This window comes from Brachybacterium sp. B718/18, assembly GCF_055454375.1.
The window spans coordinates 389,463-411,668 of record NZ_JBVDDO010000001.1 but is presented as its reverse complement, the minus strand read 5'-3'; the positions used below and the strand labels follow the sequence as shown (position 1 = coordinate 411,668).

Annotated in this window: 19 protein-coding genes; 7 read left to right on the top strand and 12 right to left on the bottom strand. The window is 72.9% G+C overall.

Annotation, left to right across the window (positions count from 1 at the left end; translation table 11 throughout):
* Positions 1–85: 85 nt before the first annotated feature.
* From ACZCAH_RS01980 to ACZCAH_RS01955, 6 genes are all read right to left on the bottom strand, one after another.
* The gene (locus ACZCAH_RS01980) at positions 86–472 is read right to left on the bottom strand and encodes an iron chaperone (protein ID WP_464339474.1); all 387 of its coding nucleotides are present in this window, start codon (positions 470–472) and stop codon (positions 86–88) included.
* A gap of 82 nt (positions 473–554) precedes the next feature.
* Positions 555–1,718 (bottom strand): radical SAM family heme chaperone HemW, encoded by a 1,164-nt coding sequence (gene hemW / locus ACZCAH_RS01975; RefSeq protein WP_464339473.1) that lies wholly within the window; start codon positions 1,716–1,718, stop codon positions 555–557.
* A 17-nt stretch (positions 1,719–1,735) separates the two neighbouring features.
* Positions 1,736–2,455, bottom strand: coding sequence for an MOSC domain-containing protein (locus ACZCAH_RS01970; protein ID WP_464339472.1), 720 nt, complete (start codon positions 2,453–2,455; stop codon positions 1,736–1,738).
* Complete coding sequence (lepA, locus tag ACZCAH_RS01965) at positions 2,452–4,332, bottom strand: translation elongation factor 4 (RefSeq protein ID WP_329746540.1); 1,881 nt, start codon at positions 4,330–4,332, stop codon at positions 2,452–2,454. The genes ACZCAH_RS01970 and lepA overlap by 4 nt, the downstream gene beginning before the upstream one ends.
* Positions 4,333–4,473: 141 nt before the next feature.
* Entirely contained in the window at positions 4,474–5,388 is a 915-nt protein-coding gene (locus ACZCAH_RS01960; RefSeq protein ID WP_464339471.1) for an alpha-E domain-containing protein, read from the bottom strand.
* Positions 5,378–7,060 (bottom strand): circularly permuted type 2 ATP-grasp protein, encoded by a 1,683-nt coding sequence (locus ACZCAH_RS01955; RefSeq protein ID WP_464339470.1) that lies wholly within the window; start codon positions 7,058–7,060, stop codon positions 5,378–5,380. The genes ACZCAH_RS01960 and ACZCAH_RS01955 overlap by 11 nt, the downstream gene beginning before the upstream one ends.
* Positions 7,061–7,122: 62 nt before the next feature.
* On the opposite strand from ACZCAH_RS01955, the gene ACZCAH_RS01950 reads away from it, so the two are divergent.
* From ACZCAH_RS01950 to holA, 5 genes are all read left to right on the top strand, one after another.
* Positions 7,123–7,812: a type II toxin-antitoxin system PemK/MazF family toxin gene (locus ACZCAH_RS01950; protein WP_464339469.1), complete on the top strand. Its 690-nt coding sequence runs from the start codon at positions 7,123–7,125 to the stop codon at positions 7,810–7,812.
* A gap of 281 nt (positions 7,813–8,093) precedes the next feature.
* Positions 8,094–8,360, top strand: a complete 267-nt coding sequence (rpsT, locus tag ACZCAH_RS01945) for a 30S ribosomal protein S20 (protein ID WP_464339468.1) — start codon at positions 8,094–8,096, stop codon at positions 8,358–8,360.
* Positions 8,361–8,731: 371 nt separating this feature from the next.
* A complete protein-coding gene (locus tag ACZCAH_RS01940; RefSeq protein WP_464339467.1) occupies positions 8,732–9,505 on the top strand; it encodes a ComEA family DNA-binding protein in 774 nt (257 codons plus the stop codon).
* A 7-nt stretch (positions 9,506–9,512) separates the two neighbouring features.
* A complete protein-coding gene (locus ACZCAH_RS01935) occupies positions 9,513–11,879 on the top strand; it encodes a ComEC/Rec2 family competence protein (RefSeq protein WP_464339466.1) in 2,367 nt (788 codons plus the stop codon).
* A 34-nt stretch (positions 11,880–11,913) separates the two neighbouring features.
* Positions 11,914–12,903: a DNA polymerase III subunit delta gene (gene holA, locus ACZCAH_RS01930; protein ID WP_464339465.1), complete on the top strand. Its 990-nt coding sequence runs from the start codon at positions 11,914–11,916 to the stop codon at positions 12,901–12,903.
* Positions 12,904–12,964: 61 nt separating this feature from the next.
* Here holA and ACZCAH_RS01925 read toward each other — a convergent pair whose 3' ends face one another.
* The 5 genes from ACZCAH_RS01925 to ACZCAH_RS01905 form a co-directional block, all read right to left on the bottom strand.
* Positions 12,965–13,720: a vitamin K epoxide reductase family protein gene (locus ACZCAH_RS01925; RefSeq protein WP_464339464.1), complete on the bottom strand. Its 756-nt coding sequence runs from the start codon at positions 13,718–13,720 to the stop codon at positions 12,965–12,967.
* A gap of 93 nt (positions 13,721–13,813) precedes the next feature.
* Positions 13,814–14,800 (bottom strand): NAD-dependent epimerase/dehydratase family protein, encoded by a 987-nt coding sequence (locus ACZCAH_RS01920; RefSeq protein ID WP_464339800.1) that lies wholly within the window; start codon positions 14,798–14,800, stop codon positions 13,814–13,816.
* A 5-nt stretch (positions 14,801–14,805) separates the two neighbouring features.
* On the bottom strand, positions 14,806–17,499 hold the full coding sequence (locus tag ACZCAH_RS01915; protein ID WP_464339463.1) for an alpha/beta fold hydrolase: 2,694 nt from the start codon (positions 17,497–17,499) through the stop codon (positions 14,806–14,808).
* Positions 17,496–18,533 carry a 3-oxoacyl-ACP synthase III gene (locus ACZCAH_RS01910; RefSeq protein WP_464339462.1) on the bottom strand — a complete coding sequence of 346 codons (1,038 nt, stop codon included), beginning with the start codon at positions 18,531–18,533 and terminating at the stop codon, positions 17,496–17,498. The genes ACZCAH_RS01915 and ACZCAH_RS01910 overlap by 4 nt, the downstream gene beginning before the upstream one ends.
* Before the next feature lie 122 nt (positions 18,534–18,655).
* On the bottom strand, positions 18,656–19,675 hold the full coding sequence (locus ACZCAH_RS01905; RefSeq protein WP_464339461.1) for a sugar phosphate isomerase/epimerase family protein: 1,020 nt from the start codon (positions 19,673–19,675) through the stop codon (positions 18,656–18,658).
* Positions 19,676–19,741: 66 nt separating this feature from the next.
* Between ACZCAH_RS01905 and ACZCAH_RS01900 the strand changes: the two genes are divergently transcribed.
* The gene (locus tag ACZCAH_RS01900) at positions 19,742–20,977 is read left to right on the top strand and encodes a GNAT family N-acetyltransferase (protein ID WP_464339460.1); all 1,236 of its coding nucleotides are present in this window, start codon (positions 19,742–19,744) and stop codon (positions 20,975–20,977) included.
* Between the two features lie 34 nt (positions 20,978–21,011).
* Positions 21,012–21,629, top strand: coding sequence for a thymidine kinase (locus ACZCAH_RS01895; RefSeq protein WP_464339459.1), 618 nt, complete (start codon positions 21,012–21,014; stop codon positions 21,627–21,629).
* An 88-nt stretch (positions 21,630–21,717) separates the two neighbouring features.
* Here the strand turns inward: ACZCAH_RS01895 and ACZCAH_RS01890 are convergent, their stop codons facing one another.
* On the bottom strand, positions 21,718–22,131 hold the full coding sequence (locus ACZCAH_RS01890) for a hypothetical protein (RefSeq protein WP_464339458.1): 414 nt from the start codon (positions 22,129–22,131) through the stop codon (positions 21,718–21,720).
* Between the last annotated feature and the right edge of the window lie 75 nt (positions 22,132–22,206).

Here is a 22,206-nt window from a genome sequence, read left to right as displayed (position 1 = left end):
GACCCGACAGGGTCGCGGGGGCTCGTCGCTGTGGTCGGTCGTGCCGCACGGAGCCGGGGCGGACGCGTCGCTCCGCCGCGGCGCGTCACATCCAGGGGACGGCGTCCTGCTCGAACTCGGCGAGACGGCGCCGGGCGAGGCGACGAAGCACCTGCTCCGGGAGCGGATCCGCGTACGGCAGCTTCACACTGCCCTTCCCGGTCTCGAGCCCCTGGAGCTCGGAGGCCAACGCCTCCTTGGCGCTCGGGGTCACGGTGAAGTTCGCATGGGCGGGATGTGCGCTGACGACGAGCAGGATGGTGCCGCGCGCGTGGAGGAAGGCGGGCGCTCCCCACGTGACCGCCTCGGTCGCCTCGGGCAGCTCCTCGCGCACCAGGGCCCGCAGCGCGCACATCCGGCTGAGCGCGGTCTCCTCCAGCGCGTCGAGGTACTCGTCGATCGTGGTCGGGCGGGATCCGGTCGCAGGCGTCATGGAGCCAGTCCGCGCGCCGACGGACCCGGCAGCCACCGGATCCGACGCACCGGTGTCCCGGCGGCGACGACCGACCATGGGCTCAGGGCACGAGGTCGCGGATCACGGCATCGGCGAGCAGACGCCCGGGGCGCGTCAGCACCGCCCGGCCGTGCGCCAGGGCCTCGGGATCGAGATGGCCCCGGTCGCGGTGCACCGCGAGCATGTCCCTGCGCTCCGCGGGCACGACCTCGACCGCGAGGCCGTCGGCGATGCGCAGCTCGAGCATGATCCGCTCGACGAGGCGGTCCTCCGCGGCGACCTGCTCGGAGTCGGCCACTGGCAGCTCGCTGTCGGCGAGCATCCGCGCGTAGCGGCTGGGGTGCTTGACGTTCCAGGAGCGCAGGCCGGCCCGGTGGCGGTGCGCGCCGGGGCCGATCCCCCACCAGTCCCCGCCCTGCCAGTAGGAGAGGTTGTGGCGGGAGCGGTGCTCCGAGGTGCGGGCCCAGTTGGAGACCTCGTACCAGGACAGTCCGGCCGCGCTCGCCAGATCGTCGACGAGCTCGTACTTGTCAGCCATGTCGTCGGGGTCGGGGGCCTGCAGCTCGCCGCGGCGCAGCTGCCGCGCCATCGCGGTGTTCCCCTCGATGATCAGAGAGTAGGCGGAGAGATGGTCGACCTCGCAGGAGAGCGCCGCCCGGACGGAAGTCTCGACATCCGCGAGGGTCTCGCCGGGCGTGCCGTAGATCAGATCGAGGCTCACCTGCAGCCCGGCGTCCTTCGCCCACTGCACCACCTGCGGCACCCGCTCGGGGTCATGGGTGCGGTCCAGGGTCGCGAGCACGGAGGGGACGGCGGACTGCATCCCGATCGAGACGCGGGTGATCCCGCCCTCGGCCAGGCGCGAGAGCGAGGCGCGGGTAACCGAGTCGGGGTTCGCCTCGGTGGTGACCTCCGCCCCGCGGGCCAGCGGGATCAGGGAGCGCAGGTGATCGAGCATGGCGACGAGGTCGTCAGCGGGCAGCAGGGTGGGGGTGCCGCCGCCGAAGAAGACGGTGGAGATCTCGTCGTACTCGTAGCCGGCCGTGCGGTCCGCCGCGAGGGTCAGATCCATCTCGGCCCGGGCGTTGTCGGGGTACTCGCGCTGCGATCCGCCGCCGCCGAGCTCGGTCGCCGTGTAGGTGTTGAAGTCGCAGTAGCCGCAGCGCACGGCGCAGAAGGGGACGTGGACGTAGACGGAGAGGTCCTTGCCCGCCGTCTCCGTCATCGCCGTCGCCCCGGCTGTCACAGCCCCATCCCGAGCCCCAGTCCGCGGCCGGTGGAGCGCAGGCGGTCCGGGAAGCGGGCGTCCCCGTCGGCCCGGATGAGGGCGTTCTGCGCGGCGCCGACCAGGGAGTCGTAGAGCACCGTGGAGGTGTCCTGTGCCCAGTCCAGCAGAGCGCGCGCCTGCTGGGGCGACAGCCCCCGGAAGGAGTCGGCGATGCTCACACCGTGCTCGGGCCGGGAGACCACCTCGATCGCGTCCTCGGCACGGGTCTCCCCCTCGACGAGCACCCGGAAGTAGGCGCCCGCGTGGCCGCCCTCGGTGAAGCGTCGGCCCCAGCGGCGGTCCCCCATCCAGGCGGCGAAGGTGCCGCAGGGATTGCGCGGGCAGGTCGCCTCGATCTCGGCCGACCCGATGCGCCACCGCTCCCCGATCACGGTGCCGTCGGTGTCCTGACCGGCGGTGACGAGGTTCTCGCCGAAGGCGCCGTCGGGCAGCGCCTGCGAGCGCTCGGCCGCGTACTGCTCGCGCACCTCTCGCGAGTAGGCGTAGACGGCCTTGAAGATCCCGCCGTGGTGCTCGCGATCGCCCTGCACGTCGCCGAGCACGCCGTGGGTCAGCAGCCGGATCGGGCCGTCCACTGGCCTCTTGTCGATGCCGCTCATCAGGCCCCGCTCGGGGACCGGGAAGAGCTGCGCGACCGTGCAGACCGCGGCGATCCGTCCCGCTGGGGCGGTCACTTCTTCTTGCCGTCCTTGCCGGCCTCGGCGGCGTCGGAGGAGAGCGCGGCGATGAAGGCCTCCTGCGGCACCTCGACGGAGCCGATGTTCTTCATGCGCTTCTTGCCCTCCTTCTGCTTCTCCAGGAGCTTGCGCTTGCGGGAGATGTCGCCGCCGTAGCACTTCGAGAGCACGTCCTTGCGCATGGCGCGGATGTTCTCGCGGGCGATGATGCGCGCGCCGATCGCGGCCTGGATCGGGACCTCGAACTGCTGGCGCGGGATGAGGTTCTTGAGCTTCCCGGCCATCTCGACGCCGTAGTTGTAGGCCTTGTCGCGATGGACGATCGCGCTGAAGGCGTCGACCGGCTCGCCCTGCAGCAGCATGTCGACCTTGACCAGATCGGCGGTCTGGGAGCCGGAGACGTCGTAGTCGAGGGAGGCGTAGCCGCGCGTCTTCGACTTCAGCTGGTCGAAGAAGTCGAAGACGATCTCCGCGAGCGGCAGGGTGTAGCGCAGCTCGACGCGGTCCTCGCTGAGGTAGTCCATGCCGCCGAGCTGGCCGCGCTTGGACTGGCACAGCTCCATCACGGCGCCGATGAACTCGCTCGGCACCAGGATGGTCGCCTTGGTGATCGGCTCGCTGATCTCCGCGACCTTGCCCGTGGGGAAGTCGGAGGGGTTCAGCACCTCGACCTCGGTGCCGTCCTCCATCCGCACGTGGTAGACGACGGAGGGCGCAGTGGAGATGAGGTCGAGGTCGAACTCGCGCTCGAGGCGCTCGCGGATGATCTCGAGGTGCAGCAGGCCCAGGAATCCGACGCGGAACCCGAAGCCGAGAGCGGTCGAGGTCTCCGGCTCGTAGTTCAGGGCCGCGTCGTTGAGCTTGAGCTTGTCGAGGGCGTCGCGCAGCGCCGGGTAGTCCGAACCGTCGATCGGGAAGAGCCCGGAGTAGACCATGGGCTTGGGGTCCGAGTAGCCGGCCAGCGCCTCGGTCGCCCCGCGCACCGAGGTGGTGATGGTGTCGCCCACCTTGGACTGACGCACGTCCTTCACACCGGTGATCAGGTAGCCCACCTCGCCGGGGCCGATGCCCGTGGTGGGATGCGGCTCCGGGGAGCTCACGCCGATCTCGAGCAGCTCGTGGTGGGCACCGGTGGACATCATGTCGATCCGGTCGCGGGCGCGCAGGTAGCCGTCGACCACGCGGACGTAGGTGACCACGCCGCGGTAGGTGTCGTACACGGAGTCGAAGATCATCGCGCGGCAGGGCGCCTCGACCTGTCCCTCGGGAGCGGGGAGGGTCCGCACCACGTGGTCGAGCAGCTCGGGCACGCCCTGGCCGGTCTTGCCGGAGACCCGCAGCACGTCCTCCGGCTCGACCCCCACCAGCTGGCCGATCTCCGCGGCGTACTTCTCCGGGTCCGCGCCGGGCAGGTCGATCTTGTTGAGGACGGGGATGATGGTGAGGTCGTTCTCCATCGCGAGATACAGGTTCGCGAGGGTCTGCGCCTCGATGCCCTGGGCGGCGTCGACGAGCAGGATCGCGCCCTCGCAGGCGGCCAGCGAGCGGGAGACCTCGTAGGTGAAGTCGACGTGGCCGGGGGTGTCGATCATGTTCAGGGCGTAGTTCACGCCGTCGACCTGCCACGGCATGCGCACGGCCTGGCTCTTCACGGTGATGCCGCGCTCGCGCTCGATGTCCATGCGGTCGAGGTACTGGGCGCGCATCGCGCGCTCGTCGACGATCCCCGTGATCTGCAGCATCCGGTCGGCCAGCGTCGACTTGCCATGGTCGATGTGGGCGATGATGCAGAAGTTGCGGAGCCGCTCCTGGGGCGTCGACGCGGGCACGATGTCCCGGGCCTCATCGGCAGCGATCCTCGGGGTCACCGGCATTCGTCCTCTCGTACGGGGATCCGGGCGCGCGCGTGCGCCGGGCATCGGTCCATCGTCTCACGGTCGGCTCCCGCCGCCGCCTCGCCCCGGCGCCGACGGGCCGACGTCACACCGGCTCGTCGGGTCCGGGGTGCCCCTCGCTCAGCTCGCGGGATGGAAGTAGGTCGCGCCGAGGGCGCGGGTGACGGCGCCCGTGACCATCTGCAGCTGCTCCATCTCCTCCTCGAAGTCCGCGACCAGGTCCTCGAGGGAGCGGAAGCGGAGGCTCGCCGCGGCGCGGCCCACGATCCGCCGTCCCGGCTCCTCGGTGCCCATACGGTCGAAGGTCGAGCCGTGGAGCTTGGCGAGGGTGTCGAGCGCCTCGTCGACCTCCATCAGGCAGTACGCGGCCGAGCGCGGGAAGATCGAGTCCAGCAGCAGGAACTCGATCGCGCGCGAGGCCCGCACCCGCCCGCGGTAGGAGCGGATGTACGCCTCGTGGGCGCTGCAGGTGCGCAGCAGCAGCACGGTCGAGGCGTCGGTGGTGTTCTCGAGGTCGTGCCCCTGCAGGACTCGGGCGAGCATGTCCACCCGCTCGAGCAGCTGGCCGATGCGCAGGAACAGCCATGCCTCGTCACGGGTCATCGAGGAGTCGATCAGGCCCGTCACCACGGCGCAGCGGTCCGTGGCGTACTGGAAGGCGCCGTGCATCCGGGAGGGCCACAGCTGACGGGGCAGGCCGAGGGTGGTGGCGTTGAGCGACTCCCACACCTCGGTGGACAGCACCTCGCGGGCGCCGCGCGCGTTCTCCCGCGCCGCCTGCAGCGCCCCGGCGACCGAGGAGGGGTTCGCACGATCGGTGACCAGGTCCTCGAGCACCTCCTGCACGGTGAGCTGTTCCTCGGCCGGCCGCTGGATCCCGAAGATCTCGTACAGCGCGCGGCAGGAGTCGGAGACCCCGAGGTCCGGGTCCTCGGTGAGGGACTGCAGCCCCACGTCGAGGATGCGAGCGGTCTGGTCGGCTCGCTCGACGTAGCGGCCGATCCAGAACATCGAGTCGGCGATCCTACTGAGCATCTTCGGCCCCCTTCGGCGCGGTGTCGGTCTCCAGGTCCAGGGCGTCCTCCACGTCGATCAGCGGGATCGCGGCGGTGACCGGCGCGGGCTCGCGGACGCTCGGCTCGGCTGCCTCCTCGCGGGGGTCGTCGAACTCGTCGCCGTCGAGGTCGGTGGGGTCCTCGATCCCCTCCTCCGCGAAGACGGCCGACGGGACCTCGCCGGCGGCGGGTCCGGCCCCCGGGGCCGAGCGCTCGGGAGCGAGCACCCAGGTGTCCTTGGAGCCGCCGCCGCGGGAGGAGTTCACGATCATCTCGCCGCGAGGCAGGGCGACCCGGGTCAGTCCACCGGGCAGCACCCACACGTCGTCGCCGCTGTTCAGGGCGAAGGGGCGCAGGTCCACGTGGCGCGGCTCGGGCCCGTCCTCGACGAGGGTGGGGATGGTGGAGAGCTGCACGACGGGCTGCGCGATCCAGCCTCGGGGGTCGGCGCGCAGCCGCTCCCGCAGGGCGTCGAGCTCCGCGGTGCTCGCAGCGGGACCGATCACGATGCCCTTCCCCCCGGAGCCGTCGACGGGCTTGACCACCAGCTCGTCGAGCCGGTCGAGCACCTCGGCGAGGGACTCGGGTTCCTCGAGGCGCCAGGTGTCGACGTTGGGGAGGATCGGCTCCTCCGAGAGGTAGTAGCGCACCAGGTCGGGCACGTAGGTGTAGGTCAGCTTGTCGTCGCCGATGCCGTTGCCGATCGCGTTCGCGACGACGACCGTGCCCGCGAGGATCGCCCGGACCAGACCGGGCACGCCGAGCATGGAGTCGGGGCGGAACACCTCGGGGTCGATGAAGTCGTCGTCGGTGCGCTTGTAGATGACGTCGACGCGGCGCAGTCCGGCGGTGGTGCGCATGTAGATGCGGTCATTGCGCTCCACGAGGTCGCCGGCCTCGACCAGCTCGACGCCCATCGTCCGTGCGAGCAGGGAATGCTCGAAGTACGCGCTGTTGAAGCGGCCCGGGGTGAGGACGACGATGGTCGGGTCCTCCTCCGCGGTGTCCGGGGCGGCGGCCTGCAGGGCGGAGAGCAGCCGGCCCGGGTACTCGCCGACCCGGCGCACGGGGCGGCTCGTGAACAGCTCCGGGAAGGTCTGCGCCATGGCGCGGCGGTTGGAGAGGACGTAGCTGACCCCGCTGGGGGTGCGGACGTTGTCCTCGAGCACGCGGAACTCGCCCGAGCCGTCGCGCACGAGGTCGATGCCGGAGATATGGATGCGCACGCCGTTCGGCGGCCGGTAGCCGCGCATCGCGTCGACGACATAGGTCGAGGAGCGAACCAGCTGCTCGGGGATCACCCCGTCGGCGACCGCGCGCTCCTCGGTGTAGAGGTCGTCGAGGAAGTGCTCGAGGGCGCGGACGCGCTGCGCGATGCCCCGCGAGACGCGCGCCCACTCCTCGGCGTCGATCACCCGGGGGATCGCGTCGATCGGGAAGGGGCGCTCCTCCCCCGCATAGTCGAAGGTGATGCCCTGGTCGAGATAACTGCGGGCGAGCGACTCGGAGCGGGCGCGGAACTCCTCGGGGCCGAGCCCCGAGAGCGCCTCGTGCAGGGCGGCGTAGGTGGGGCGCACGACGCCGTCGGGCGCGAACATCTCGTCGTTGCCCGCGCTGGGGTCGACGCTCCGGAACAGCGGGGTGGAGGTCATGCGTACCATCTAACACCGTCCCCACCTCGGCTCGGGCGAGAGCGCCCAGGAAGAGACGACCCATGTCGCTGCTGTCCCGGCTCGGTTCCCTCGCCCGCACCCTCGCCCGCGATCCGCAGATCCGTCGCGGGGTCACGCGACTCGGGCGGGAGGCGCTCGAGACCGTCCGGGAGGGCCGACGCGACGCTCCGCAGGAGGCGCGCCGCCCGGGCGCGTCCGACTCCCCGGCCCGCCGGACCGACACCCCGGACCGTCCCGGACCGGAGTCCGCGGGACAGCGATCCTCGGACGACGCCGAGAGCGCCGGCGCGCTGCACGACCGCACCGGCTCCGACCCGCTCGCGCTCGAGTACGCGCCCCGGGAGGACGATCACGCCGATCCGGGCGAGATCGCCTGGGCCTGGGTGCCGTTCGAGGAGGACATCACCCGTGGGAAGGACCGCCCGGTGCTGGTCCTGGGTCACGAGGACGCCGCCGTCGGAGGACGGGACGGCAGCGGTGACGTGCTGATCGCCCTGATGCTCACCTCCCGCGACCGCGCCGCCACCGGCGGGGTCTCCACCGACGAGCACGGTGCGACGTGGGTGGACATCGGCGCCGGGGACTGGGACGCGCAGGGGCGCCCCTCCGAGGTGCGCGCCGACCGGCTGCTCCGGATCGCACCCGGGACGGTGCGCCGCGAGGGGGCCCGGCTGGACCGCGACCGCTACGACCGCGTCGCCGAGGCGGTGCGCCAGGTGCACGGCTGGTGAGGCCGATGACCAGGCCGATCATCGACGAGACACGCCGCACATAGGGTTCGTGGCGGGGTCCCGCTCTGCTAGAGTCCCTCTCCGTATGTGTGACATACCGTTCGGTGTGCGCAAGCCATCGACCCGCCGTGTCAGGGTCGAGGGATCTGCGACCCGGATGAGTACTCGTGGCAGCGTCCCGGTACCGACGTCTCCAGGCGAATCCCCACCGCCGTCCCCGTCGATGCCGGTCCTCGGCCGCCGCGGGAGATCCACCAGAGCATCACAAGAGAAGAGTCTTCGTGGCAAACATCAAGTCCCAGATCAAGCGGAACAAGACGAACGAGAAGGCGCGCCTGCGCAACCGTGCGTACAAGTCCGAGCTCAAGACCTACGTGCGCAAGGTGCGCGCTGCCGTCACCGCGGGCGACGCCGACGCCGCCGGCGAGGCGCTGAAGCTCGCCACGCGCAAGCTCGACAAGGCCGTCTCCAAGGGCGTCATCCACCAGAACCAGGCCGCGAACCGCAAGTCCGGTCTCGCCAAGCTGGTGGCCTCCGTCCAGGCCTGATCACCCGGCACCACGCCTCGGGAGAGCCCCGCATGCCCCGGCATGCGGGGCTCTTCCGCGTCCGGGTCCGCTGCGCGCGATGATCCGACGGGGCGGGCTGCGTCCCCGGGGCCGCGGGACAACCGCGGCCCCCTCCCCCATCGGCATCCCGGACGCCACCGGCGGCCCGGATTGTTCCTCCCCAAGGGCGGTCCGTCCCCAACCGTCACGCTCCGGACGCGCTCAGCGGTGCCCCGATCTACGGTCGCGCCATGGGATCATCACGAGAAGCAGGGCGCGGGTCCCGGCGGGCCGCGCGCCACCGGCGGGCGCCGGCGGGGCCCGGAACCGTCCCGCGCGACGAGCCGGAGCCGCTCGATGCGGACGAGCCGATGGTCCGTCTCCGCGACCACGCCCCGCAGCGGCCCTCCCGCCTGCGCCGCCTCCCCGCGCCGACGCCCGCGGCGCTCGTCGGCCTCGCGGTGCTCGTGCTCATCGGGGGCGGCGTCATCCATCTCTCGAGCGCCGGCACCGCCGTCCCCCTCGACGAGACCGCCGTGACGGGCGCGGCGGTACCCACGGGCGCCGGGGAGACGGCGAGCGGTGCCGGGAGCAGTGCGGGGAGCGGGGCGACGTCCGCGACTCCCTCAGCGCAGCCCCCGACCGCCCCGGAGGACTCGGCCGGGAACGAAGCGGAGAGCACCGACGAGGTGGTCGTGCACGTCTCCGGCGCGGTCACGGCGCCGGGTCTCGTGCGCCTGCCCGCGGGGTCCCGCGTCGACGATGCGCTGCGCGCGGCCGGGGGGTCCACCGAGGAGGCGGACCTCTCGGCGATCAATCTCGCCCGGCCCCTGACCGACGGCGAGCAGGTGCACGTCCCCCGGCCCGGGGAGGAGCCGCCGCCCGTGGCCGCGGCCCCGGCGGGGTCCTCCGGGGAGCCCGGCGCCGGAGACGGCGCCCCCGCCTCCGCAGCGTCTCCGATCGACCTCAACACCGCGACGGTGCAGCAGCTCGACGAGCTGCCCGGGGTGGGCCCCGCGATCGCGCAGCGGATCGTCGACCATCGCGAGGCGAACGGCCCCTTCACCTCAGTCGACGACCTGCTCGAGGTCTCGGGGATCGGCCCCGCGACCCTCGAGAAGATCCGTCCTCTCGCCACCGTGTGAGCTCCCGATGCGCCGCTCCGACCTGCTTCTGCTCCCCGGCGCCACCGCCGTCTGGGCTCTCGCCGTCCTCGGCGTCACCGCGGGGGCCGCCGCCGCGATCGCCGCGTGCGCCGTCCTCATCGCCTTCGTCCTCACCGCGATCCTGCTGACCGGCGGCACCAGCACCGCACAAGGTCTGTTCGCGCATGTGGCCGTGGTGGTCCTCGCCGGGGCGCTGCTGTTCCCCGCCCTGCTCCGGCACAGCGGCACCGACACCGCGCTCGAGGACGCCGCCGCGTCGGGACGGATCGTCGAGCTCACGCTCGTCGCCGGTGGAGACCCGGCAGCGCCGACGAGCGGACCCGCGTGGAGTCGCGGCGGCCTGCAGACGATGGCGCGCACCGTCCGCGGCACCGTCCGCATCGGCCGTGAGGAGAGCCGCCTGCCCGCCTCCGTCCCCCTGCTGCTGCGCGCCGACGGAGCGGCCGCCGAAGACCTCGGCCGGGCCCGGGACAGCGACCACCTCCTCGTGCGCGGCACCCTCTCCGCCTCGGGAGGCCTGCTGGTCCTGCGCGCGCACGAGGTGACGGTGCTCGGCCGGGGCGGTCCGGTGGGCCACGCCCAGGAACTGCGGCACCGGCTGCGCGCCGAGGCGAGGGAGGCGACCTCCCACCTGCCCCCGGACGAGGCCGCGCTCGCCCGCGGCATGACCACCGGGGACACCGCGGGCCTGAGCGCTCGCAGCGAGGAGATCATGCAGCGCGCCGGGATCTCGCACCTGGTCGCGGTCTCCGGCGCGAACATCGCCCTGGTGCTCGCCGCGGTGCTGGGGCCGCTGCTGCTCGCCGGGGTGCGCCGACGGCCGCGAATCGCCCTGGCAGGCCTGGCGATGGCCGGCTACGTGTGGATCGTCGGGGACGAGCCGAGCGTGCAGCGCGCCGCGACCATGGCCGCGCCGCTCCTCGCCGCCCGCTTCGCTGGGGTGCGCGCCTCCCCCGTCGCGGCCCTCGCGCTGACGATCGCGCTGTGGTCGGTGCTCGACCCCGTCACCGCCGCCTCGATCGGTTTCCTGCTCTCCGCCCTCGCGACCGCCGCGATCCTTCTCGCCGCGCCCCCGCTCGGCCGCGCGCTGGTCGCGATGAGCGGCGAGCGGATCGGGGAGACCACCGCGCTCGTCCTCGCCGTGCCCCTCGTCGCCCAGCTCGCCTGCACCCCGCTGCTGATCCTGCTCTCCCCCGAGGTGTCCGTCTGGGCAGTCCCCGTGAACATGATCGTTGGGCCCCTCGTCGTGCCCTCGACCGTGATCGGCCTCGTCGCCCTCGTGCTGGGCCCGGTGCTGCCCGGGGTCGCCGCCGTGCTGTTCACGGTCGCCGCGGGCGGCGCTCACCTGGTGCTGCTCGTGGCCCGCACGGCGGACGCCCTGCCCGGCTCACGGATCTCCGTGCCCGAGGGGACCGCTGGGGTGCTCCTCGCGATCGCGGCGATCCTCGGCCTCGCCCTCGCGATCGCTGGCCGTCGACGACGGCTGGTGCGCTGGGCGAGCGCGGCCGCACTGGTCGCCCTGCTGGCACCGACCGTCGGACGGGTGGTGCTGCCCGGGACGAGCTCCCCGGAGTGGATCGTCGCCGCCTGCGCCGTCGGCCAGGGGGATGCGGTGCTGCTGCGCTCAATCGGGCCGCCGGCGCGGGCGGTGACCGTCCTGATCGACACCGGACCGGAGCCCGAGCCGCTGCGCGAGTGCCTGGATCGGCTGGGGGTGCAGCGGATCGACCTGCTCGTCCTGTCCCATCCGCATGCGGACCACACCGGGGGCCGGGCCGCACTCTCCGGTGCCCGCCTCCCGGCCGAGCAGTGGATCTGTCCGCTGCCCGAGGCCGCCGGGCAGGTCGTGCCCGGTCCCGCCGCGCGGGCCGCCCGCACGGGGGACGCCTGGGAGCGGGACGGGCTCGCGCTCGAGGTGCTGTGGCCGCCGAGCGCGGAGGCGGCACAATCGGCCGCTGCCCGTGAGGACGGCTCCGGGGAGGGCGATGCCGCGAACGACTGCTCACTCGCCCTGTCCGTGCGCTGGCCCGACGGCACGCGCCTGGTGAGTCTCGGCGACCTGGAGCCCGTCGCGCAGGCCGAGCTGGCGGCGCTCGATCCCGGGCCGACGGACCTCCTCAAGGTCGCCCATCACGGCTCGCGGCGTCAGGATCCGGGTCTGTACGCCCAGCTGGACGCGGACCTCGCTCTGATCACCGTAGGCGCCGACAACACCTTCGGCCATCCCACGGACGACCTCCTGGACCTGCTCGCCGACACGGGCACCCGGGCTGTGCGCACCGACCGACACGGCACCGTCGTCCTCCCCGCCGACGACCCCGGGGCGCCACGCTCCGTCGGCCCCGCCCGCTAGGATCGTGCGGGTCCCCGAGCAGTCAGGAGCTCCCGTGAGCGATGTCGAGTGGCACAGCGTCCCCCTCGCCCCGATCGTGCTCCTCCAGGGCACCGAGCCGCTGATCGCCTCGCGCGCCCTCGAGCGGCTGCGGCGCCTCGCCCAGGAGGCCGATCCCTCGGTCGCGGTCCACGAGCTGGTGGGCGAGTCCGCGGGGGCGGGAGCACTCGCGCAGGTCGCGAGCCCGTCGCTCTTCGGGGAGTCGCGCTTCGTGGTGGTGCCCGAGCTGCAGTCCGCCCCGGACGCCCTGGTCGGCGAGCTGCTCGACTACCTGCCGCGGCCCGAATCGGATGTCACCCTGGTCCTCATCCACCGCGGCGGCAACCGCGGGAAGAAGCTGCTGGACGCGCTGAAGAAGGCGGGGGTGCCGCGGGTCGACGCGAGCCCTGTGAAGCGCCTGCAGGACAAGCAGGCCTTCGTCGCCGCGGAGTTCGCCCGCGCCGAGCGCCGGATCCAGCCGGAGGCTCTCGGCGCGCTCGTGGACGCCTTCGGCACCGATCTCTCCGAGCTCGCCGCCATCAGCCGTCAGCTCATCCACGACTCCATGCCCGAGCCGGGGCAGCAGGCACCGGTGGTGAGCCTCGAGGACGTCCACGCCCTCACGGCCGGTCGTGTCGAGTCCACCGCCTTCGCCGTGGCCGACGCCGCGATCGCCGGGCGCGAGCAGGAGGCGCTGCAGCTCCTCCAGCAGGCTCAGCTCGCCGGGGCCGATCCCGTGCCGATCGTCGCCGCGATCGCCTCGAAGATGCGCTCGCTCGCGAAGGTCACCGCCCCGAACGCGAGCGCCCGCACCCTGGGCATGCCGGACTGGATGCTGCGCAACCTCGGACGCGAGGCGCGGGCCTGGAACGACCGTTCCCTCGCCCGGGCGCTCGAGGCGGTGGCGCGCGCGGATCATGAGGTGAAGGGTGCCGGCCGCGATCCCCGCTGGTCGGTGCAGCGCATGGTCATGGAGATCTGCCGGGCTCGACGCGCCGCCCGCTGAGGGGCGGGCTCTGATCAGCCTGTCAGATCAGCCCATCGGATCAGGCTCTCAGATCAGTTCGTCAGATCAGCCCGAAGGTCGCGAGCCACTGCCGCCAGAAGCCGGCGGCGATCACCAGGATCACCAGCAGGTACCAGGCGAGGGTCAGCACCACCCAGTGCCGCAGCACGCGGGCGAGGGGCGTCGGGAGGCGCAGGTCCCCCGCCTCGATCGTGTGGGCGAGCGTCGCGAAGAACATCGGCGCCGTGACCGTCCACACCACCATGCACCACGGGCACAGGGCGCGGATCACGAAGATCGCCGAGATCGCCAGGAAGTGGATGTACCCGAAGGCGAAGGTCATGCCGCCGAGCCGTGCCCAGCGGAACCAGCGCGGCAGCGTCGTGCCGGAGATCATCAGCGCGCCGATCGCCCCCATGATCGCGAAGCCCGCCAGGCCGATCGCCTGGTTCGGCAGGCCCAGAGCGCTCGCCTGCCAGGTCATCATCACGTTGCCGCAGGAGATGAACGGGTTGATGTCGCAGGAGAGGGAGGCGCCCGGGTTCTCGAGCAGGTACTCCTTGTCGATCATCAGCGTCAACGCCGCGAGCCAGCCCACGAGGCCGCCGATCAGCAGCACCAGGCCCGTGGTGCGGGCAGGAGCGCGTCGTCGGGCGGCGCGTGCGGCAACGATCTCGGCCTCGACCTCGGCGAGCAGCTCGGCGTCCGAATCGTGCTCAACGTCCGAATCGTGCTCAACGTCCGAGCCCTGCTCGGGATCGGTCGCCGCTCCTCGGGGTGCGTCGGACGAGGCTGCGGGGCTGGCGGTGTCGCTCATGGGCTGCGCTTCCAGGACGTAGGAACGGGAGAAGACGGGAACGAGGGGACGGGAACGAGGGGACGGGGCGCCGGGCGCGCGGGACGGGGAGGGTCAGCCGCGCACGGGGTGCTCCCGGAACCAGGCGGCGAGGCGCTCGTTGCCCTCGTCGAGGGACACCTCGGGCCTCCAGTGGAGGCGCTCCTGGGTGCGCCGCTGGTCGAACCAGTGAGCGGTGGACATCTGCTCGGCGAGGAACTCGGTCATGGGCGGCTCGTCGGTTCCGGGCCGCACCTCCCACAGCCGCTCGATGACCCGACCGGCGAGGCGTGCGGCGGCTCCGGGCACCCGCAGACGGGGCCGGGGCACGCCGGCGGCGTCGCACCAGCCGTGGAAGACGTCGCGGACGGTGCGGGGCTCCCCGTTCGTGACCACGAAGCTCTCGCCGTGCACGTCCTCGATGCGGTCCAGCGCCGCGACGATCGCGGAGGCGGCGTTGTCGACATAGGTGGTGTCGATCAGGGCCATGCCCTCGTCGAGCAGAGGCAGTCGCCCGCTCGCGGCACGGTCCACGATCCGCCCCACCAGCTGGGTGTCCCCCGGACCCCACACGATGTGCGGGCGGACGCTGGTCACGAGCAGTCCGTCGGACCCGTCGGCGGCCATCGCGAGCAGCTCGGCGGAGGCCTTCGTGCGGGAGTACGGGCCGCGGGCCCGCTCGGGATCGGCCGCGGTCGCGTCGAGCCCCTCGATGGCGCGGCCCAGGTGCGCGACCGACGGCGACGAGACGTTCACGAGCGCGCCGCCGCCCCGGGAGCGCAGTGCCTCGACCACGTGGGAGGTGCCGCCGATGTTGATCGCCCGGTACTCCTCCTCCGGTCCGGAGATCGAGACCTTCGCCGCGAGGTGCACGACGGCGTCGACCCCGTCGACGGCGCGCCGGACGTCCTCCGCATCGGTCAGGTCGCCGCGCACGTCGGTGACGCCCCGGATCCCGGCCGGGCGGCGCTGGAACGCGGAGACCTCCGCCCCACGATCCCGCAGCAGGCTCGCGACGGCACCGCCCAGCATCCCGGAGGCGCCGGTGACCAGCACCTTCATCCCGCTCACAAGGAGTCCGCCCGCTCTCCGCGGAGGGTCTGCCCCGCCCAGCGGGACAGCGCGGCGCGATCGATCTTCGAGTTGTGGCGGATGTCGGTGGGCAGGGCTCGCGTGGTGAACACCGCGACGACCTCGGCCCCGGTGCGGTCGCGCACGGCGCGGCGCACTGCCTCCTGCAGGGAGGTCTCGGCGGCGCGGGGCTTCCCCGCCTTTCCGGGCCGGTAGCCGTCTTCGGTCTCGAGGATCACGACGATCTGCTGGGTGCCGCGGGGGCCGACGACGGCGGCGCCGGCGCGGCGCACCGTCGGCACCGACTCGGCGGCCTCCTCCACCTGCACGGGGGTGAGCAGACCGGCGGCCGTCGCGAGCACGTGCGCGGCGCGGCCCTCGATCCAGAGTCGTCCGGCCTCGTCGAGGTGGCCGACGTCGCCGGAGGCGTGCCATCCCGCGAAGCGCATCGACGCGTGGGTGGTGCCCCACAGCATGAGGTAGCGGTCGCGCACATGGGGGGCGCGGATCAGCACCTCACCGGTGACGCCCGGCGCGGTGGTGATCTCGCCGGTGGTGCGGCCCTCGGCGTCCATCGCGGCGATCGCGACCTGCACCCGCGGGACAGGGGTGCCGACGCACACGCCGGAGCCCTCCCCGGCGGCCTCGATGCCCTCGAGGTCGATCGCGGCGACGGCGAGGCACTCGGTCATGCCGTAGGGGGTGAGCGCGCGGGCGTGGGGCATCAGGTCCCGCAGCCCGCGCAGGAGGTGCGCGGGGATCGGGGCGCCGGCGGAGAAGAAGCTCGCGGCGGAGGCGAGGGCGGCCCGGCCGTGCTCGTCGAGGTCCTTCGCGGTGTCCAGGATGTTGCGCAGCGCGGCGGGGGCGGTGAACACGGCCGGTTCGCCGAGGGCCGCGATCGCATCGGCCAGCGCGGAGGCGGTGAGCTCCCCGGGCCGGGTGATGTCCATGTCCGGCACCACGGTGGGGGCGCCGAGCGCCGGACCGAGCAGGGCGAAGGGCGCGAAGCCCGCGACCAGTCCCCGCTCCGGGTCCAGCTGGAGGGTGTCGCCGACCGCCGTGAACATCGCGCTCATCTGCCGATGGGTGTAGACGGCGCCCTTCGCGGGCCCGGTCGAGCCGGAGGTGAACAGGATCGCGGCGTCGTCCTCGGGATCGGGCCAGCTCGCCTCGAGAGGCGCGCCCAGATCGCGCATCAGCGAGCCGGAGCGGGCGAGCTGCGCGATCGAGGTCTCGACGCCGAAGGCGGTGCGATCCAGCGTCGGCAGCTGCTCGACGCTGATCCGGCGGCCCGGCCAGCCGAGCGCCCGCGCGGCGGCGAGGGCCTTCGGGATCGCGATGATCCAGTCCGGGTGCGAGCCGATGACGGCGCGCGACAGTCCGGCGACCCCGAGGCCCGCGTCGGCGATGACCGCGACGGCGCCGATGCGCAGGCAGGCGTAGAGCACGGCGGTCAGATCGGCGCCGGGGGTGATCAGCACACTCACCCGGTCGCCGGGGCGCACGCCGTGGCCGAGGAGACCCGCGGCGATGTCGTCCACCCGACGGTTCAGCAGCGACCAGGAGATCTCGCGCGGCTCGCCGTCCCCGCCGTCCATCTCGACGACGGCGGGACTGTGGGCGTGCCGCGGATCGGCAGCGAGGCGTGCGATGGGCTCGCCGACGTGCCGCTCCGGGGCGGGCTCGGCGGCGGCCGACACCGGTGTCCAGGCGGTGCTCGCCGCGGGATCCAGCGGCTTCTCGGACTCGCCGAAACGGGCGCGCAGCCAGTCCGCGACCAGGCCCGCGACGTCGGCGTCCTCCCACACCAGGTGGGAGGCGCCCTCGAAGCGGTGCACGTCCGCATGGGGCACCCGGGTCAGCAGGTCCCGCAGGAAGCGGTCGGAGAAGGTGATGTCCCGCGGCCCCCACGCCATCAGGGTCGGGACGTGGAGCTCGGTGAGGCCCTGGGCGACCCGCTCGAGGGTCGCGCGCGAGGGATGGTCCGCGGCGGCGGGGATGTCGGCGACGAACTGGTCGATGCCCAGGCGGCGCGAGCGGCCGCGGTACGGGGCGAGATAAGCGTCCTGGACCTCCTTCGGCAGCGGCGGCGACGACAGCGCGAGGGTCGTGCGCAGGAAGGCGTCGGTGAGGGAGGTGGAGGCGGTGCGGAATCCGGGGGCCGAGGCGAGCTGCAGCGCCTTCGGCAGCGCCTCCTCGATCTCCTGGTGCACCCCGGTGTTGGTGAGGACCATCCCGGCCAGGTCGTGCCGGTTGTCGAGCGCCCAGCCGGAGGAGATCAGACCGCCCCAGTCGTGCCCGACGGTCACCACGGGGCCACGCAGGGAGAGCGCGTCGGTGAGCAGGGACAGGTCGGTGATGCGGTCCTGGTACCGGCGGGTGACGCCGGTGCGCTCGGACCAGCCCATGTCCAGCTGGTCCACGGCGATGACCCGCCAGGGGATGTCCTCGCGGATCAGGGAGCGGAACAGGAAGGAGTAGGTGGGGTTGCCGTGGACGGCGAGCAGGGTGCCACGCGGGGCGATGCCGCGCTCGGCGAGCCACGGGGCGGAATCCAGCAGGTGCCAGCGGCGGGGCGTGCCGGTGTGGTCGCGCACCTCGAGGGTCCGGCTGAGCCGGGCGTCGACGCCCGGGAGGGCGGGGATCTCGGGGGCCTGCGCGCGGCGGCGGCCGCTCTGTCGCTCGGTCACCACTGGACCTCCATCATCGCGGTGTTCAGTCCGGAGCCCACGCCGAGCAGCAGCACGCGCTCCCCGCGCGCGATGTTGCCCTGGTGGTGGGCGAGGGTCATCGGCACCGCCTCGGCGGCGATGTTCCCCCAGTCGGGGAAGGTCACCGGGATGCGATCCATGCCCACCCCGGTGATCGTGGAGAAGTTGCGGGTGTACACCATCGAGACCTGGTGCGGGATGATGTGCTCGATCGAGCGGAAGTCGTGACCGGCCTCGTTGGCGGCCTTCCAGGTGTCGAGGATCAGGCTGATCCCGTTCTCCAGCAGTCCCGCGGAGTCGGTGCGCATGTCGTGCATGTCGCCGATGCACAGCTCGTGGTGCTGGGTGCCGGCCCGCGCCTCGGTGCGGATCAGGCGGTGACCCTCGGGGTGGGCGTCGGCCGGGCCGAGCACGGCGGCCGCGGCCCCGGATCCGAGGGTGAGCGCCGCGAACTGGTTGTTGAAATCCTCGCGCACCGCGGTCTTGGAGTTCAGCCGATCGATGGTGCCGCGCTGGGCCCGCTCGACGTCCTCCGCACCGACGATCAGCGCGTAGCGGATCTGGCCGGAGTCGATCATGCCGGCCGCCATGGTCATCGCGTTGACGAAGCCCAGGCAGGCGTTGGTGATGTCGAAGTTCATCGCGCTCGTGGGCAGGCCCAGCGAGTGGTGCACGGTCGTGGCGACCGCGGGCTCGAGGTGCTGGCGGGACACCGAGGCGTTGATGATCAGGTCCACCTGGTCGCGGACGATCCCGGCCTTGGCGATGGCGCGCTCAGCGGCGAGGACCACGCCCTGCCGCCAGCCGTTCTCCCGATCACGCCACCAGCGGCGCTCGTAGACGCCGGCCACGCGCTGCAGCACGCCCCTGGGCAGACGGAGCCGCTTGCGGGCGGGCGCGAGCATCTCGTCGATCTCGTCGGAGGTGACCGTGACCTGCGGCAGCGACATCTCCACCGAGAGCAGGCTCGCGTTCTGATGGACGAATCCCGTGTTCCCGTTCCCACTGGCCATCTGCGCGCTGTACCTCGTTCGTTCCGTGCCGTGTCTCGTCGCATGGCCGCCCGGCGCATGCATCGGCCATTGTCACACCCGCCCCTGGAGGGTGTCCGACGGGGTGGCGGATCCCACGTCGCTCAGGCGGGGTCGCCGCCCTCGGCCCGGTCGGTTCCCCCGCCCTGCGGCGCCCCACCCCGCGAGTCCTCGCCCTGGTCGCCGTCGTCGAGGTGGTGGCCGAGGTGGTGCCGGGCGAACAGCAGGCACTGGCGCAGCACCTGCTCGCGCGTCTCGGCGTTGCCGCTCGTGGAGACCTCGAGCAGCACGGATCCCTGCCACCCGCGGTTCGCGAGACGGCGCAGCACCTCGGCGCACGGCTGGTTGCCCTCGCCGGGCGGGAGGTGCTCGTCCTTGGTCGTGCGTCCGGAGCCGTCGGCGAGATGCAGGTGCGTGAGCCGGTCCCCGAGACGATCGATCATCGCGAGCGCGTCGTCGCCCGCGGTCGCGGCATGGGAGAGGTCCACGGTCACGTGCTCGTAGTCCTCGTCGGTGGGGTCGTGGTCCGGGAGGTAGGTCATCAGCTCCCGCACGCCGAGCCGCCACGGGTACATGTTCTCGACCGCGATCGCGATGCCGTGGCGCGCCTCGAGCTCGGCCACCCCCGCTACGAACTCCTTCGCATAGGAGCCCTGCCAGCGGAACGGCGGGTGCGCGACCACCGTCGGCACCTCCAGCTCCTTCGCCAGCTCGACCGTGCGCTCGATCTTCACCCATGGATCCCGGCCCCACAGGCCCTGGAGCAGGAAGAGGGTCGGGGCGTGCAGCGAGAGGATCGGCTGCTCGTACCGCTCGACGTACTCGCGCAGCCGGTCCGGGTCCTGGCTGTCCTTGGCGTAGGAGACCATCACCTCGATCCCGTCGTAGCCGATCTCGGCCGCGAGACGGAAGCATTCCTCGACACCGGCCGGGAAGACCGACGAGGTCGACAGGCCCACGGGGATGCGCCGCTGCGGGTTCTGCTCGGAGCGCGGGTCCCCGGCGGAGAGGCGCTTGAACAGCTCCTCGCGGCCCGCCCGCTGCGCGCGGTTCGGGCGCGTGTACGGCTTGCGCGAGGCCGGGCGCGGCGTCCCCGTCGTGGGACGGTCTCGGCGTGGGTTCACGGCGCCTCCTCGGTCGGGATCAGGCCGAGGTCAGTATGCAACAGCACCGCCCCTAGACTCCTCGGCATGCGTGCACGCGAGCTCACCGCCGACGACCTCCTCCCCTATCAGCGGCTCACCCGACTCGCCTTCGGCGGCGGCCCGGTCCCCGAGCAGGAGGCCCGTCCCTTCTCCCCCGGGCTGATCCCGCTGGGCATCTCGTCCGCCGATCTGCCGGGCGGGGCCGACGGGGTCATCGCCGCGGGGGCGCAGATCCGTCGGGACCGGATCGCGCTCGGCGGCGGCACGGCCGACTGCGGCGGGATCGGCGGGGTCGCCGTGCATCCCGCGCACCGTGCCGGCGGGCTCTTCCGCGACCTGATGACCGCGGTGATCTCCCGCTGCGCCGCCGAGGGCATGGCCTTCTCGATGCTCTACCCGGCGAACGTCGCGATCTATCGCGCGCTCGGCTATCAGATCGTCACCCAGGTGCAGAAGATCCAGGTGCCGCTGCTCGACCTGCAGCGCCTGCGGCCCGTGCCCGGGACCCGCCTCGAGCCCGTGACCGCGGAGTCCTTCGAGCGGGTCCGCGTCCTCTACCGCGAGCTGACCGCCGGGGACAACGGCATGCTGACCCGGGAGGGGCCGCTGTTCCCGACCGGGCACCCGGGCGGCACCTGGGAGGCGGTGCTGCTGGCCGGCGAGGACGGCACCGACCGCGGCTACCTCTCCTTCACCCGCACAGGCGGCGAGGAGGGCATCGGCCTCGAGGTCCACGAGGTGCTCGGCCGCACCCGCGAGGACCGCCTCGCCCTGCTCCGCTCGCTCGGCACCTGGTCCACGGTGACCGAGCAGGCGCGGATCCGCGTGCGGGCCGAGGATCCCCTGCTCGACGCCCTCCCCGGAGGGCGCACGCGCATGGATCCGCAGCTGCAGCCCTGGGTGATGGTGCGGGTCATCGACACCGCCGCCGCACTCTCAGCCCGTCCGGCGCCCGCGGGGCTCGAGGGCACGTTGCGCCTCGTCGTCACCGATGACACGGTCCCCGCCGGCACCGCCCGGGCCGCGGGCGAGTTCGTCGTGCGGATCGCCGACGGGCGGGTCGCGGTGGACCTGGACGGTGCGGCCGACGGGTCCGACGTCGGCGGAGTGTCCGGCTCTGTACATCTCGACGTGCATGCCGCCGCGCTGCTGCTGATCGGCGGGCGCTCGATCGCCGACGCCGAACGGCTGGGCCTCGGCGCCCGGGCCGACGCCCCGGCCCGCGCACTGCTCGACGCGCTGCTCTCCGGTCCGCGGCCTGCCGTCATGGACCAGTTCTGACCACGACCCCGATCCCCGGGAGGGACCCGGCCCGATGGCCAAGCTGCACTTCAAGTACGGAGCGATGAACTCCGGCAAGTCCGACACGCTGATCAAGACCGCCTACAACTACGACGAGCGGGGCCTCGCGACCCTCACCGTCAAGCCCGCCCTGGACACCAAGGGCGAGGACTGGGTGGTGGCCCGCGGCGGTGCCCGGCGCCGCGTCGACGTCCTCGCCCATGCCGGCGAGGACCTCCGGGAGCACGTGCTCAGCTTCGCACGGGAGCGGGAGCTGCTGCCGCTGCACTGCGTCCTCGTCGACGAGGCGCAGTTCCTCGAGCCCGACCAGATCGACCAGCTCTTCCTGATCGCGAAGCGGGACGGGATCTCGGTGATCTGCTACGGACTGCGCACCGACTTCCGCACGGCGACCTTCCCCGGAGCCCAGCGCCTCTTCGAGCTCGCCGACAACGTCGAGAAGCTGCCCACCATGTGCCGCTGCGGCTCGCAGGCCGAGTTTAACTGTCGCCGGGTCGGGGAGCGGTTCGTCTTCGAGGGCGAGCAGGTCGCGATCGACGGCGAGGACTCCGGGGCCGTCACCTACATGTCGCTGTGCGGACCGTGCTTCCTCGACGAGCAGACGACGGCCGGGGTGCGCGTGCTCGGCTGAGCACGGCACCCCGGCCGTCGGGTTCTGCGGCTGGGACGCAGACGATCAGGGCCCTCCCGTCAGGCGGCGGGCCCGTCGGCCTCCGTGCTCAGGAGCTGAGCGGACCGCCCTCGGAGACCTCGGCGTCGCCGCCCGCGGCGGACTCGCTCGCGGCGACCCCGTCGGCCGCGGCGGTGAGATCCTCGGACTTGTCGACGCCCTGGGCCCCGTCGGCACCCTCGGTGTCCCTACCCGCCAGGCGCTGCTTCGCCCCGGCCGCCGCGGATCCCACGGCCTCCTGCACGGTGGCCGCGACCTCGGGGGCCTTCGCCTTCACGGTGTCCGCCGCCTCGTGCGCGGCCTTCTCGGCGGCGTCCTTCGCCTGCGCGGCGCGACGCTTGACCTCGGGGTCGTCGGCGACCTGGCGGGCGGTGCGCTCGAGGGACTCGTACGGGCCCCGTCCCATCGAGGATCCGATCACGACGCCGATCGCCACGCCGGCTAGAAAGATGAACTTCTTCATGGTGCTCTCCCTTGCACTCGGGACTGCTGCGCCGGACCGCGGTCCGCACGCATTGACATCCCGAGACTAGCGATC